The organism is Pseudomonas sp. GW823-FHT02C02, from assembly GCF_058797635.1.
Window position 1 is genome coordinate 74989 of record NZ_JBXAJV010000010.1, and the last position, 14026, is coordinate 89014.

A 14026-nucleotide genomic window follows, 5' to 3' on the forward strand; every position below is an offset into this window, starting at 1 on the left:
TCGCTCCTACAGGTTTTCGGTCGATTACGACACAGAATCTGTAGGCGCGAGGCTTGCCCGCGAAGAACGATAACGCGGTCTATCAACCTACGGCGTCAAACCCACCCGCTGCTCTGCATCGCCTTGTACACCGCCACAATCGCCAGGACAAAGAACGCCGACGCCGCCAGGCGACGGATCAGGGTGAGCGGCAATTTATCCGCCGCAAAGTTACCCGCCAGTACCACCGGGACGTTGGCAATCAACATCCCGGCGGTGGTGCCGATGATCACCAGCCACAAATCCGGGTATTGCGCGGCGAGCATCACCGTGGCGACCTGGGTTTTGTCGCCCATTTCTGCCAGGAAAAACGCGATCAGCGTGGTCAGGAACGGCCCGAACTTGCGGGCGGTGCTGGCTTCATCGTCGTCCATCTTGTCCGGCACCAGGGTCCACAGTGCGGTCGCGGCGAAGCTCGCCGCCAGGATCCAGTGCAACACCGCATTCGAGAAGAAACTGCCGAACCAGGCGCCGACCGCACCGGCCGCCGCATGGTTGGCCAGGGTCGCGGCGACGATGCCGGCGATGATCGGCCAGGGTTTGCGAAAGCGGGCAGCGAGAATGAGCGCGAGCAGTTGCGTCTTGTCGCCGATTTCGGCCAAGGCAACGATTGCGGTGGGAACGAGCAGAGAGTCCAGCATCAGGGATTTTCCTAAGGGGCGGGTCGACACGGCTATGACACGTACAGCCTTCCCGCCCCGGGTAAGGTGTTCGTGTCATAGGTCTTGTCAAACCCTGCGATCCGTCTGATGCGGACGCTTGGGTCGCATACGCCATGGTCTGTTGACCAAGTATGTTGACGTATGCCGGACGAGCATGGCGCTCGTGGGAGACTACTCCCCTAGGACGGAGCGGATTCTGCCTAGGCAAAACCCGTTAGGCAAGCACTTATTTTTCAGCCTCGTTTGGCCCGATAAATTCTGAAACCCTGTCCTTCGGCCTTGATCGCGCACACGCCCAAGTGCTCTTCGATCAGCGGCTGATACTTCAGGAAGCTGTTCGCAACCAAGCGCAGTTCGCCGCCGTTTTTCAGATGTTTGGCTGCTTTTCGCAGCAAGTTCTCGGTGGCGAAGTAGTCGGTGTGAACGCCGACATGGAACGGTGGATTGCTCAGAATTGCACTTAAACCCATCGGTGCCGCGTCAATGCCGTCACCGGTAATCACGTCCGCTTCCAGGCCATTGGCAGCCAGCGTCATACGGCTGCTGGCGGCAGCGAAGGCGTCCACGTCAAGCAACGTCACCTGATTGTGCGGATAACGACGTTTCACCGCCGCGCCCAGTACACCGGCACCGCAACCGAAGTCGAGCAAGTGGCCGCTCGGCAACTTGTCCAAGTGTTCCAGCAGCAATGCGCTGCCGCGATCCAGCCGGCCGTGGCTGAACACGCCCGGCAGGCTGATGACTTTCAGCGGACCTTCGGCCAGCGGCAATTCATAGGTCTGGGCCAGGCTTTCCAGCGACTTGGCTTCTGGCGCGTTGGCCACAGTAACCAGCCAAAGCTGGCAATGCCGCGCGCTGTCGAGCTTGCGTGGCTTGCCGAAGGGGTTCAGTTGCTTGGCCGCGCCTTCGATGCCGCTGCGTTTTTCACCCACCAGGTACAACTCGCGACCGGCCAGGCGAGAGGCGAGGGCGTTGAGAATGTAATCGGTCAGGTCCTTGGACTTGGGTAAAAACACCACCGCCGTCTCGAACTCACGCTCGGGTGCGGTCACACCAAAATGGCTGCGCTCGGCAAAACGCGCCTCCAGCGCCGCTTGATCACCGGCATGCCAGCACCAGCCATGGGCGTCGGGCAGACGGCCCAGCAAGTCGTCGGCGGGCAAACCGGCCAGCAGCACCGAACCCTGAAATAAGTCGGCCTGACGAAGCAGTACTTCACTGCGCGGATCCATAACTGCTCCTGTGAAAAAAAGTGCCGCAGTCTATCAACTGACGACCCGCAGCGCTTTACCGCTGAAGTATCCCTGCGCGTTTTCGGTCAACTGACCGACGATCCTTTGCCGCGCCTCGCGACTGCCCCAGGCGTTGTGCGGCGTGACGATCAGCCGTGGAATATCGTGGGCCAGCAACGGATTGCCGGCGGTCGGTGGTTCGACGCTCAGCACATCGGTCGCCGCGCCGCCCAGATGACCGTTGCGCAAGGCATCGGCCAGTGCCTGTTCATCGATCAAGCCACCGCGTGCGGTGTTGACCACGAACGCGCCGGGTTTCATCGAGGCCAGTTCGCGGGCACCAATGAAGTGGCGGGTGTGTTCGTTGAGCGGGCAGTGCAGGGTAAGCGCATCGATTTGCGGCAGCAGTTCATCCAGCGGTAAGCGATCCGGCCGGGCAGGGCGCCCCGGAATCTGTCCCAGCAACACACGCATGCCGAAGGCTTCGGCCAGCCGTGCGACGGCGCCGCCCAGTTCGCCATGGCCGAGCAGGCCGAGGGTTTTGCCCTCGAGTTCGACAATCGGGTAATCCAGCAGGCAGAACTGTTTCGCTTGCTGCCAGCGGCCTTCACCCACGGCTTTCTGATAGTCCGCCAGGCGCGTGGCCAGGTTGAGCAGCAACATGATCGTGTGCTGCGCCACCGACGGTGTGCCGTAGCCCTGGCAGTTGCAGACCGTGATGCCGTGGGCACGAGCGGCCGCGAGGTCGACGTTGTTGGTGCCGGTAGCGGTGATCAGGATCAGCTTCAGATCAGGGCTGGCGGCGATGGCGTTGGCGTCGATCAGAATCTTGTTGCTGATGGCCACGGTGGCGCCCTTGAGGCGTTCGATCACCTGCTCCGGCGTGGTCTGTGCGAACAGCTGCAAGTCGTCAAAGCAGTCGCGCAACGGGCTGAGATCGAGGTCGCCCAGGTCCAGGGAAGGGTGGTCGAGGAAAACGGCGCGGCGAGAGTTCGTCATCAACTGTACCTTTTGTGCGGTGAACTGAAGGCGTAATCTGCCGAGCCTACCAGATGAAACATATAGTTACGCATTGCAGGCCAGGTGCGAAACCTGTGGGAGTGAGCCTGCTCGCGATGGGTCATTAACATTCAACACCTTTGTTGAATGTCAGATCGCATCGCGAGCAGGCTCGCTCCCACAAGGGTTGGCGTTGACCTGTGAATTTCATTTTGATCGATCTACCCCAAAGGAGCCCCCATGTACTGGACAGAGTTCTTGACCGTTGCCCTGATTCACTTGCTCGCCGTCGCCAGCCCCGGCCCGGATTTCGCCGTGGTGGTGCGTGAAAGCGTGACTCATGGCCGTCGCGCCGGGACCTGGACAGCGCTGGGCGTCGGTACGGCGATTTTCCTGCACGTCGGCTATTCATTGCTCGGCATCGGCCTGATCGTGTCGCAGTCGATCGTGCTGTTCAACGCCTTGAAATGGGCGGCTGCCGCGTATCTGCTGTACATCGGCTACAAGGCCTTGCGCGCGCAACCGGCTAAAGCCGTCACCGACGACTTGCACAAGGAAGCCGGCGAGCGCACACCCCGCGGTGCCTTCACCTCAGGTTTCGTGACCAACGGCCTGAACCCCAAAGCCACGCTGTTCTTTTTGTCGCTGTTCACCGTGGTGATCAACCCGCACACGCCGTTGGCGGTGCAGGCAAGCTACGGGCTCTATCTCGCGGCGGCGACGGCCGTGTGGTTCTGCCTGGTGGCGCGGCTGTTCAGCCAGCAGCGCGTGCGCGCCGGTTTTGCGCGGATGGGCCATTGGTTCGACCGGACCATGGGTGTGGTGCTGATCGCCATCGGCGTCAAACTCGCTTTTACCGAGATGCATTGATCGCGCAGAGCCCTGGATAACGAACTCCCGCAAATGCTGGCGCAAAGCTAGCATTTGTACGGCTCTGCAAATCATTCCTTTGGCTGATTTGGCCGGCGTATAAGGGTTCTAGAGTGTTTGCCTCTTGAAGCCAACACCGTGCAGTCAGAAAAGGGATTCTTATGTTGCAGACTCGCGTTATCCCCCCAGCCGAAGGCGCTTACCAGTATCCGTTGCTGATCAAACGGCTGCTGATGTCCGGCGCTCGTTACGAGAAAACCCGCGAGATCATTTACCGCGACCAGTTGCGCTACAGCTATCCGACCCTGATCGAGCGGGTCGCGCGGCTGGCCAACGTGCTCACGGCGGCCGGGGTCAAGGCCGGCGATACCGTGGCGGTGATGGACTGGGATAGCCATCGGTATCTGGAATGCATGTTTGCCATCCCGATGATCGGCGCGGTGATTCACACCATCAACGTGCGCCTGTCACCGGAACAGATCCTCTACACCATGAACCACGCCGAGGACCGCTTCGTACTGGTCAACAGCGAATTCGTCGGGCTGTACCAGGCGATTGCCGGGCACCTGACCACGGTCGAGAAAACCCTGCTTCTGACAGACCTGCCGGAAAAAACCGCCGACTTGCCGAACCTGGTAGGCGAGTACGAGCAGTTGCTGGCGGCCGCGAGCACGCAGTACGACTTCCAGGATTTCGACGAAAACTCGGTCGCGACCACGTTCTACACCACCGGTACCACCGGCAACCCTAAAGGCGTGTACTTCACCCACCGGCAACTGGTGCTGCACACCATGGGCGTGTCGACCATCATGGGCGCCATCGACAGCGTGCGGCTGCTGGGCACCAACGACGTGTACATGCCGATCACGCCGATGTTCCACGTGCATGCCTGGGGCTTGCCGTATGTGGCGACCATGCTCGGGCTCAAGCAGGTTTATCCCGGCCGTTACGACCCGGAGTACCTGGTGGAGCTGTGGCGCAAGGAGAAGGTCACCTTTTCCCACTGCGTGCCGACCATCCTGCAGATGGTCCTCAATTCCAAGGCGGCGCAGAGCACCGATTTCGGCGGCTGGAAAATCGTCATCGGCGGCAGTGCGCTGAACCGTGCACTGTACGAAGCGGCCAAGGCCAAGGGCATTCAGCTGACCGCCGCTTATGGCATGTCGGAAACCGGGCCGTTGGTGTCCTGTGCCCACCTCAACGATGAGCTGATGGCCGGCACCGAAGACGAACGCACCACGTATCGCATCAAGGCCGGCGTGCCGGGGCCACTGGTGGAGGCGGCGATCGTCGACACCGACGGCAACTTCCTGCCCGCCGATGGCGAGACTCAGGGCGAACTGGTGCTGCGTGCGCCGTGGCTCACCGAGGGCTACTTCAACGAACCGCAAAAGGGCGCCGAGCTCTGGGCCGGGGGCTGGCTGCACACCGGCGACGTGGCAACGCTGGACAGCATGGGCGTGATCGACATTCGTGATCGCATCAAAGACGTGATCAAGACCGGCGGCGAGTGGATCTCGTCCCTGGACCTCGAAGATCTGATCAGCCGTCACGTGGCGGTACGCGAAGTAGCAGTGGTAGGCATCGCCGATCCACAGTGGGGCGAGCGCCCGTTTGCGCTGCTGGTGATCCGCGAAGGGCATGAGATCGGGGCTAAAGAGCTCAAGGAACACCTCAAGCCATTCGTAGAGTTGGGCCACCTGAGCAAGTGGGCGATCCCGAGCCAGATCGCCCTTGTTACTGAAATTCCCAAGACCAGTGTCGGCAAACTCGACAAGAAGCGCATCCGCCTAGACATCACTGAATGGCAGGCCAACAACAGCACCTTCCTCTCGACGCTTTAAGCGCCTTCTGGTGTGCCCGAAAGGGCACGCCAGCCCCACCAAGCAAGCGCTTGGCTTGTGAAATCCGAATTTTCAGCCATCCTTGGCATGCCGACATGTGTCGGACTGGCGAAAGGACTGTTCCAGAGTGGCCGGCAGCTGCAAATCACACTTTAGAGGGATCAAGCTCTACTACCTGCTGGCTATAGTCCGCTCAAGGATTTTTAAGAACGGAGCGCACGCACAAAACGGGGCGATGCAATTTGGAGTGACTTCGGGACGCCTTGGCTCCCCGTCATCCACAACGTTTTTAGAAGTGCTAACTGCCATAACAATAATGCACATGGAGTAGCGTCGATGACATCAGTAAACACGTTCTGGCGCCGGGCGAAATTGCCCCTGGCGGTCAGTCTCGCCTCTTCGCTCGCCGGGCCTGCATTCGGCGTCAGTTTCAACGTTGGTGAAATCGAAGGTCAGTTCGATTCTTCCCTCTCGATCGGTTCCAGCTGGTCTACCGAGAGTGCCAACAAGAACCTCATTGGCGTGAACAACGGTGGCAGCGGCCTGTCCCAGACCTCTGATGACGGTCACCTGAACTTCGAAAGCGGGAAAACCTTCTCGAAGATCTTCAAGGGCATCCATGACCTTGAATTGAAATATGGCGACACTGGCGTTTTCGTCCGTGGCAAATACTGGTACGACTTTGAACTGAAGGACGAAAGCCGTCCGTTCAAGGACATCAGCGACAACAACCGCAAGGAAGGCGCCAAGTCCTCCGGCGGGCAAATCCTCGACGCCTTCGTCTACCACAACTACTCCGTTGCCGATCAGCCGGGTTCCGTGCGTCTGGGCAAGCAGGTAGTGAGCTGGGGTGAAAGTACCTTCATCGGCGGCGGCATCAACTCGATCAACCCGATCGACGTGTCTGCGTTCCGTCGTCCGGGTGCCGAGATCAAGGAAGGCCTGATCCCGGTCAACATGTTCTATGTGTCCCAGAGCCTGACCGAAAACCTGTCGGCAGAAGCCTTCTACCAGCTGGAATGGGACCAGACCGTTGTCGATAACTGCGGCACGTTCTTCTCGCAGCCGGACATTGTTGCCGATGGTTGCGAAAACAACCTGCGCGTGCTGAACAAGCGTTCGCAGATTCCAGCCGTGGCGTTGGGTCCATTGGCCGCCAACGGCGTCAATGTCAACGAGGAAGGTGTGCTGGTCCAGCGTGGCGGCGATCGTGATGCTCGCGACAGCGGCCAGTGGGGCGCGTCCCTCAAGTACATGTTCGAGCCGCTGGACACCGAGTTCGGTGCCTACTTCATGAACTACCACAGCCGTGCGCCGATCTTCAGCGCCACGGGTGCGCCGCAGTCGGTCTATAACACCGCGGCTTCTCTGCCAGGACCGTTCGCCGCACTCGCGCCGCTGCTGGTGGCAGGTAATTCGAAATACTTCATCGAATACCCTGAAGACATTCGCCTCTACGGCCTGAGCTTCTCTACCACCCTGCCTACCGGTACGGCGTGGAGCGGTGAACTGAGCTACCGTCCGAACGCACCGGTGCAGCTTAACTCCACCGACATTCTGTTCGCCGGTGTACGACCTCTGGGCGGTGCCCTGGGTAACGCTTCGCTGCTCTCTGCCGGCCCGGGTCAAGACCTGCACGGCTATCGTCGTAAAGAAATCACCCAATTCCAGACCACCCTGACGCACTTCTTTGACCAGGTCATGGGCGCAAGCCGTCTGACCCTGGTGGGCGAAGTGGGCGTGACTCACGTCGGCGGCCTGGAAAGCACTTCCGACCTCCGTTATGGCCGCGATCCGGTCTACGGTCCGGGTGCATTGCCAGCCACTGGCGGGGCGAATACGTGTGTGGCCCTCAACACCAGCACCATCAACGGTGCCGGCCCAGGCACTCCAACCAACAACCGCAGCCGCAACTGCAACAGTGACGGCTTCACCACGTCGACTTCGTGGGGCTACCGTGGTCGCGCCATCTGGGAATACAACGACGTGTTCGCCGGTGTGAACCTCAAGCCGAACGTGGCCTGGTCCCACGACGTGGACGGTTACTCGCCAGGCCCTGGCGGCAACTTCGAGGAAGGCCGCAAAGCCGTGAGCCTGGGCGTCGACGCCGAGTACCAGAACACCTACACCGCGAGCCTGGCCTACACCAACTTCTTTGATGGCAAGTACACCACCGTCGATGACCGCGACTTCGTTGCGCTCAGCTTCGGCGTGAACTTCTAAGCACTGTTTTTTCAGGACGAACACACATATGAAAATAACAAAGAGTCTGTTCCACGCTGGAGTTCTGGGGCTTTCGCTGCTGGCGACCAGCGTCATGGCGGCAGTGCCTGCTGCCGAAGCGGACAAACTGGGCAAGAGCCTGACGCCGATGGGCGCCGAGATGGCGGGCAACGCTGACGGTTCGATCCCGGCCTGGAAACCGATGGCGAAAAACGCCGGCACCGTCGACGGCAAAGGCTTCCTGTCTGACCCGTTCGCCAGTGAAAAACCGCTGTTCACCATCACTGCGCAGAACGTCGACCAATACAAAGACAAGCTCGCTCCGGGCCAGTACGCGATGTTCAAGCGCTACCCGGAAACCTTCAAGATGCCGGTTTACCCGTCCCATCGTGGCGCGACCGTGCCGGATGCCGTGTTCGCCTCCATCAAGAAAAACGCCACCAACACCAACCTCGTGTCTGGCGGCAACGGCCTGGAAAACTTCGAAACCGCCGTACCGTTCCCGATTCCAAAGACCGGCGTTGAAGTCATCTGGAACCACATCACCCGTTATCGCGGAGGCAGCGTGACCCGCCTGGTGACCCAGGCGACGCCGCAACCGAACGGTTCGTACAGCCTGGTGTACTTCCAGGATCAGTTCGTGTTCCGCGACAAGATGAAGGACTACGATCCGGCGAATCCGGGCAACATCCTGTTCTACTTCAAGCAGAAAGTGACTGCGCCGGCACGTCTGGCCGGTGGTGTGCTGCTGGTGCACGAAACCCTCGATCAGGTTAAAGAGCCACGTTCGGCGTGGGTCTACAACGCCGGTCAACGTCGCGTGCGTCGTGCGCCACAAGTGTCCTATGACGGGCCGGGTACTGCGGCTGACGGCCTGCGGACCTCCGACAACCTGGACATGTACAACGGTGCGCCGGATCGCTACGACTGGAAACTCGAAGGCAAGAAAGAGATGTACATTGCCTCCGACAGCTACAAGCTCGATTCACCGCAACTGAAGTACGACGACATCATCAAGGCCGGTCACATCAACCAGGACCTGGCTCGCTACGAGCTGCGCCGGGTCTGGCATGTGGTGGCTACCTTGAAGGAAGGTCAGCGTCACATCTACGCCAAGCGCGACTTCTACATCGACGAAGACACCTGGCAAGCCGCGGTGATCGACCACTACGACGGCCGTAATCAACTGTGGCGAGTGGCGGAAGCTCACGCCGAGAACTACTACGACAAGCAAGTGCCGTGGTACGCCCTGGAAACCTTGTACGACCTGCAATCGGGCCGTTACCTGGCACTGGGCATGAAGAACGAAGAGAAGTCGGCATATGACTTCGGCTTCACCGCGACCACCAGCGATTTCACCCCCGCTGCGCTGCGTCAGGACGGGGTTCGTTAACCTGCACTGAACAGAGGCCGCATCCTCGAAAAACGCCCCGACTGGTTCGGGGCGTTTTTTTTGCCCGGATTTCTCACTGTGGATCTTCAGTGTCGATGACGGCCTATCGCGGGCAAGCTCACTCCCACAGGTAGCGCGCTGTTCCATGAGAACGCCGTCAACTGTGGGAGCGAGCCTGCTCGCGATGGAGACGCGATACGGTCTGTCAGGAAAACGCCATCTCAAGCCCCGCAACTTCTGCTTGTATTCTTTTTGTAGCCATTTGTAGCAATAACCTTCATTCCCTCTTCGTTTACCGATAGTCTGCGGACATCTGCAACGCCGCCACCCGCAATTCAAACAAGAGCCGGCCATGACTGATCTGTCCCCACTCCCGGGCCCTGCAAGCGTTGCCGTCGCGGCACTGGACGGGCGCTTTTTTCGGCCCCCGTTGCCCGACGGCCATGTGCTGCGGCCTCGCCTGTGCGAGCGCCTGAGTGCTGGCCTCGGTGGCAGGCTGTTGCTGGTCAGTGCACCCGCCGGGTTCGGCAAGAGCTCACTGGCGGTGGAGTTCTGTCAGGGGCTGCCGGCCCATTGGCACAGTCTGTGGTTGGGGTTGAGTCCTCGAGACAGCGATCCGGGGCGTTTCCTCGAGCGGTTGCTCGAAGGTCTTCAGGATTACTTTCCGAAGCTCGGCAGCCAGGCCCTGGGTCTGTTGAAAATGCGCCAGCGCCATCAGCCCTTCGCCTTCGAAGAATGGCTGGACGGGTTGCTCGATGAACTGGCCATCCACCTTTCGCCGATGACACCTTTGCTGCTGGTGCTGGATGACTATCACCTGGCGCAGGGGCCTGTGCTGGATCGTTGCTTGCAGTTTTTCCTCAATCATTTGCCCGATGGCTTGCTGGTCATGGTGACCAGCCGACAGCGTCCGGACTGGCATCTGGCGCGTTTGCGCTTGTCGCGGCAATTGCTTGAGTTGCATGAGCAGGACCTACGACTGACCCACGATGAAGCCCTCACGTTGCTCGATCGACACAGCAGTTCATTGCGTGGCGAGGCACTGGAAAACCTGATCCAGCGCAGTGAAGGCTGGGTCGCCGGCCTGCGTTTCTGGTTGCTGGCGGCGTCCGAAGCCGGTACCGACGGAGCATTGCCGCAGTCGTTGCACGGCGGAGAAGGGCTGATTCGCGATTACCTGCTCGAAGAAGTCATCGATTGCCTGCCCGCCGAAGTGCAGTCGTTCCTGTACGACACCGCGCCTCAGGAACGTTTTTGCAGCGAGCTCTGCGACGCGGTCCGCGAGGCCCATGACAGTGCCGAAATCCTGCGTTTCCTTCAGGCGCACCAAGTGTTTCTGGTGCCGCTGGACGAGCACGGTCACTGGTATCGCTATCACCATTTGTTTTCCGACCTGCTGCGTACCCGGCCCGCCGCCCAGTCAATCGTGCCGGCCGCCAGCCTGCATCTGCGCGCCTGTCGCTGGTTCAATGCGCAGGGGTTGCTCGACGAAGCGGTGGAGCAGGCACTGCGCGCCGGACACCTGGACGTTGCAGCGAACCTGGTGCAAAACCTCTCTGAAGAACAACTGCTCGCCGAACAGAATGTCGGCATGCTGCTGCGCTGGAAGATGGACTTGCCCGACAGCCTGCTGATCAGCACGCCGCGCCTGATTGTGCTCTACAGCTGGGCGTTGGGACTGGCCTGTCAGCTGGACGCTGCCGAGGAGCTGGCGGCGCACTTGAGTCGTTTCCTGCCAGCCCCGTCGGCCACTGCGCAGAAGTCCATGCTGGCGCAATGGCTGGCCCTGAGTGGCATCATCGCCCGGGGGCGCGGCAATCGCGCGCTCACGCAACTTTACTGCACCGAAGCGCTGGATAGTCTGCCGGCCAAGCGCTACGGGCAACGGCTGATGTGTCTTTCGACGCTGTCCAACCTGGCGATCGCCGACGGCGACCTGTGGCGTGCACGCAGCTTGAACCGCGAATCGCTGGAATTGGCGCAACGGGTCGGCAACCCGCTGTTCGAAGCGCTGGCCCATTACGACCGCGCACGTGTGCTGCAAGCGCGCGGGGAAATCCTGCGCTCGTTGCAGGAGGTCCGTCAGGGGCTGCAACGCCTGCAAGGGTTATCCCCGCAACGGCTTTACGCCGTGCGTGCACGCCTGACCTTGTACGAGGGCTTTTTGCTGGCCGTGCGCTTGCAGCCGCAAGCCGCGCGGGTGCGTCTACAAGCCGGTTTGAATGAAGCCCGAGCCTGTCGCGATATCAGCGTGTTGATCGGCCACTGCGTGATCGCCCGGCTCGAGGGCAGCAGCGGCGAGTTCGCCAAAGCCTTCGCCGAACTCGCCGAAGCCGAGCGCCTGATGCACATCTGGGACGTGCCGCCGATCTACTACCTGGCGATGATTACCTTGGTCAAATGCGAGCTCTGGCTGGCCCAGGGCCGTACCGATCTGGCCGAAGCCTGGCTGGCGCGATTGGGACAGACCTACAACGGCGAGCACGCGGCAGCGCCGCCGGAATTCCATCCACAGCTGCCGCTGCATATCGAATTGCAGCAAGCCTTGCTGGAGGTGATCCAGGGGCAGCCGATGCTGGCCGAGGGGCGTTTGAACGCGCTGCTTGAGCATGGGCAGAAATCGGGACGGCAAATGCTCAGCGTGATGGCGCTGACGCAGAAAATCACCCTGTTGCTTTCGGTCGGGCGTGAGCCCGAGGCGCGCAAGGCGTTTGCCCAGGCACTGGAAGCGGCAGCTGGTGGCGTCCTGCAACCGTTCGACCGATTGCTGGCCGAACACCCGGACTGGCTGCGCGGGCAACTGCAACTATGCGCTCCTACAGTCGTTTCGCAGGAACTGACCGAAAAACTACCAGCCATGGCCGCTCGCCCCACACTGGAAGCATCCCCCGCAACAGAACAGCTCAGCGCGCGTGAACTGGCCGTCCTGCGCCTGATCGCCCAAGGGTGCTCGAACCAGGAAATCAGCGATCAGCTGTTCATCTCGCTGCACACGGTCAAGACCCACGCCAGTCACATCAACAGCAAACTCGGGGTTGAGCGAAGGACGCAGGCGGTGGCGCGGGCTAAAGAGTTAAGGGTGCTGGAGTAGCGCATTTTCAAGATCTACCGGGTCCGCTAAATGACGGAATACGGTTTTGTGCCAAAATTGCCCATCCCTGTTTTCCGAGCATGCCCCGATGTCCCAGCAGCCCACCCTCATCCGCGAAACCTTCCCTGTCGGCCCTTTGCAGTGCAACTGCACGATCATCGGCGACCCGATCACCAAAAAAGCCATCGTGGTCGACCCAGGCGGCAACCACGAACTGATCCTCGCGCGCCTCGATGCCTTGGGCCTGAAGGTGGTGAGCATCATCCACACCCATGCGCACCTGGATCACTTTCTGGCCTCCGGTCAGCTCAAGGAGAAAACCGGCGCGACCCTGCACCTGCACAAAGAAGATCAGTTCCTCTGGGACAATCTGGAGATGCAATGCCAGATGTTCGGTGTGCCTTACACGCCGGTGCCGTCGCCGGATCGCTGGTTGGCCGATGATGAAGAGCTGGCTTGCGGTTGCGGCGTGGCGTTGCATACGCCGGGTCATACCCCGGGTTCCATGAGCTTTTGGTTTTCCGAGGCCAAGCTGCTGATTGCCGGTGACACGTTGTTTCGTCGCGGGGTAGGGCGTACGGATTTGTGGGGCGGCGATCAAGCGACCATCGTGCGGTCGATCAAGCAGCGACTCTATACGCTCGACGAAGAAGCAACGGTCGTGACCGGGCATGGTCCGGACACGCGCTTGGGCGATGAAATGCGCGAGAACCCGTTTGTGCGGGCTTGAAGGCAATCGACGGAATTTTCGTCGGCCAAAACGATCCAACACCCGCAAAGGTCCATTGCCTTTGTACGTTGCACCCCAGAATGCAAAAAGTAGGAGCTCTTCATGTTCACCAAGCAGCGTTTGATTATTGTCGCTACGGCTGTGGCCTTGCTGTCTGGCTGCGCCTCACCTAACCCTTATGACAACCAGGGCCAGGCTGACAGTGGCTCCACGGGCATGAGCAAAACCGCTAAATACGGTGGCCTCGGCGCTCTGGCTGGCGCCTTGGCTGGTGCCGCCATCGGTCATGATAACCGGGGCAAGGGCGCGCTGATTGGCGCTGCCGTCGTGGGTGCTTCCGCTGCCGGTTACGGTTACTACGCTGACCAGCAAGAGAAAAAGCTGCGGGCCAGCATGGCCAACACCGGTGTCGAGGTGCAGCGTCAGGGTGACCAGATCAAACTGATCATGCCGGGCAACATCACGTTTGCCACCGATTCGGCAAATATCGCCTCCAGCTTCTATCAGCCGCTGAACAATCTGGCCGGCTCGCTGAAGGAGTTCAGCCAGAACCAGATCGAAATCGTCGGCTACACCGATAGCACCGGCAGCCGCCAGCACAACATGGACCTGTCGCAACGTCGTGCGCAGAGCGTGGCGACCTACCTGACCTCGCAAGGTGTCAGCGGCGCCAACCTGTCGGCTCGCGGTGCCGGGCCGGATAACCCGATTGCCAGCAACGGCGACGTCAATGGCCGGGCGCAGAACCGCCGCGTTGAAGTCAACCTGAAGGCGATTCCGGGTCAGCAGTACGGTGGTCAGCAACAGCCGGGTACGGTTCAGCAATACCCGTAACATCTGCGCAATAAAAAACTGTGGGAGCGAGCCTGCTCGCGAAGGCGGCGTGTCAGACAACAATCAGGTTGGGCTGACACGCCGCCTTTCGCGAGCAGGCTCGCTCCCA

10 protein-coding genes and 1 riboswitch are annotated in these 14026 nt (G+C 60.6%); of the genes, 7 read left to right on the forward strand and 3 right to left on the reverse strand.

Annotated elements, in window-relative coordinates; genetic code table 11:
* Positions 1-95 precede the first annotated feature (95 nt).
* From AC1ROI_RS18825 to AC1ROI_RS18835, 3 genes are all read right to left on the reverse strand, one after another.
* Positions 96-680 (reverse strand): TMEM165/GDT1 family protein, encoded by a 585-nt coding sequence (locus AC1ROI_RS18825; RefSeq protein WP_010458201.1) that lies wholly within the window; start codon positions 678-680, stop codon positions 96-98.
* 89 nt (positions 681-769) lie between these two features.
* Positions 770-894: riboswitch (yybP-ykoY riboswitch) on the reverse strand.
* Between the two features lie 40 nt (positions 895-934).
* Positions 935-1933: a methyltransferase gene (locus AC1ROI_RS18830; RefSeq protein WP_010458199.1), complete on the reverse strand. Its 999-nt coding sequence runs from the start codon at positions 1931-1933 to the stop codon at positions 935-937.
* Between the two features lie 33 nt (positions 1934-1966).
* Positions 1967-2932 carry a 2-hydroxyacid dehydrogenase gene (locus AC1ROI_RS18835; protein ID WP_010458197.1) on the reverse strand — a complete coding sequence of 322 codons (966 nt, stop codon included), beginning with the start codon at positions 2930-2932 and terminating at the stop codon, positions 1967-1969.
* A 240-nt stretch (positions 2933-3172) separates the two neighbouring features.
* Between AC1ROI_RS18835 and AC1ROI_RS18840 the strand changes: the two genes are divergently transcribed.
* The 7 genes from AC1ROI_RS18840 to AC1ROI_RS18870 all read left to right on the forward strand — a co-directional run bounded on the left by AC1ROI_RS18840 (position 3173) and on the right by AC1ROI_RS18870 (position 13917).
* Positions 3173-3802 (forward strand): LysE family translocator, encoded by a 630-nt coding sequence (locus AC1ROI_RS18840; protein ID WP_102595361.1) that lies wholly within the window; start codon positions 3173-3175, stop codon positions 3800-3802.
* A gap of 161 nt (positions 3803-3963) precedes the next feature.
* A complete protein-coding gene (locus AC1ROI_RS18845) occupies positions 3964-5646 on the forward strand; it encodes a fatty acid--CoA ligase (RefSeq protein WP_077748998.1) in 1683 nt (560 codons plus the stop codon).
* 336 nt (positions 5647-5982) lie between these two features.
* Positions 5983-7869, forward strand: a complete 1887-nt coding sequence (locus AC1ROI_RS18850; protein ID WP_102595362.1) for a DUF1302 domain-containing protein — start codon at positions 5983-5985, stop codon at positions 7867-7869.
* A gap of 28 nt (positions 7870-7897) precedes the next feature.
* The gene (locus AC1ROI_RS18855) at positions 7898-9262 is read left to right on the forward strand and encodes a DUF1329 domain-containing protein (RefSeq protein WP_010458193.1); all 1365 of its coding nucleotides are present in this window, start codon (positions 7898-7900) and stop codon (positions 9260-9262) included.
* Between the two features lie 352 nt (positions 9263-9614).
* A complete protein-coding gene (locus AC1ROI_RS18860; protein ID WP_102595363.1) occupies positions 9615-12353 on the forward strand; it encodes a winged helix-turn-helix domain-containing protein in 2739 nt (912 codons plus the stop codon).
* Positions 12354-12441: 88 nt separating this feature from the next.
* Positions 12442-13083, forward strand: coding sequence for an MBL fold metallo-hydrolase (locus AC1ROI_RS18865; RefSeq protein ID WP_010458191.1), 642 nt, complete (start codon positions 12442-12444; stop codon positions 13081-13083).
* 102 nt (positions 13084-13185) lie between these two features.
* Entirely contained in the window at positions 13186-13917 is a 732-nt protein-coding gene (locus AC1ROI_RS18870; protein ID WP_010458190.1) for a YiaD family glycine zipper/OmpA-like lipoprotein, read from the forward strand.
* The last annotated feature ends 109 nt before the right edge of the window (positions 13918-14026 follow it).

Excerpts from the sequence above, each read along its gene's own strand:
- AC1ROI_RS18870 (WP_010458190.1), top strand. The coding sequence starts at position 13,186 with ATGTTCACCAAGCAGCGTTTGATTATTGTCGCTACGGCTGTGGCCTTG.
- AC1ROI_RS18860 (WP_102595363.1), top strand. The coding sequence starts at position 9,615 with ATGACTGATCTGTCCCCACTCCCGGGCCCTGCAAGCGTTGCCGTCGCG.
- AC1ROI_RS18845 (WP_077748998.1), top strand. The coding sequence starts at position 3,964 with ATGTTGCAGACTCGCGTTATCCCCCCAGCCGAAGGCGCTTACCAGTAT.
- AC1ROI_RS18850 (WP_102595362.1), top strand. The coding sequence starts at position 5,983 with ATGACATCAGTAAACACGTTCTGGCGCCGGGCGAAATTGCCCCTGGCG.
- AC1ROI_RS18825 (WP_010458201.1), bottom strand. The coding sequence starts at position 680 with ATGCTGGACTCTCTGCTCGTTCCCACCGCAATCGTTGCCTTGGCCGAA.
- AC1ROI_RS18855 (WP_010458193.1), top strand. The coding sequence starts at position 7,898 with ATGAAAATAACAAAGAGTCTGTTCCACGCTGGAGTTCTGGGGCTTTCG.
- AC1ROI_RS18865 (WP_010458191.1), top strand. The coding sequence starts at position 12,442 with ATGTCCCAGCAGCCCACCCTCATCCGCGAAACCTTCCCTGTCGGCCCT.
- AC1ROI_RS18835 (WP_010458197.1), bottom strand. The coding sequence starts at position 2,932 with ATGACGAACTCTCGCCGCGCCGTTTTCCTCGACCACCCTTCCCTGGAC.
- AC1ROI_RS18830 (WP_010458199.1), bottom strand. The coding sequence starts at position 1,933 with ATGGATCCGCGCAGTGAAGTACTGCTTCGTCAGGCCGACTTATTTCAG.
- AC1ROI_RS18840 (WP_102595361.1), top strand. The coding sequence starts at position 3,173 with ATGTACTGGACAGAGTTCTTGACCGTTGCCCTGATTCACTTGCTCGCC.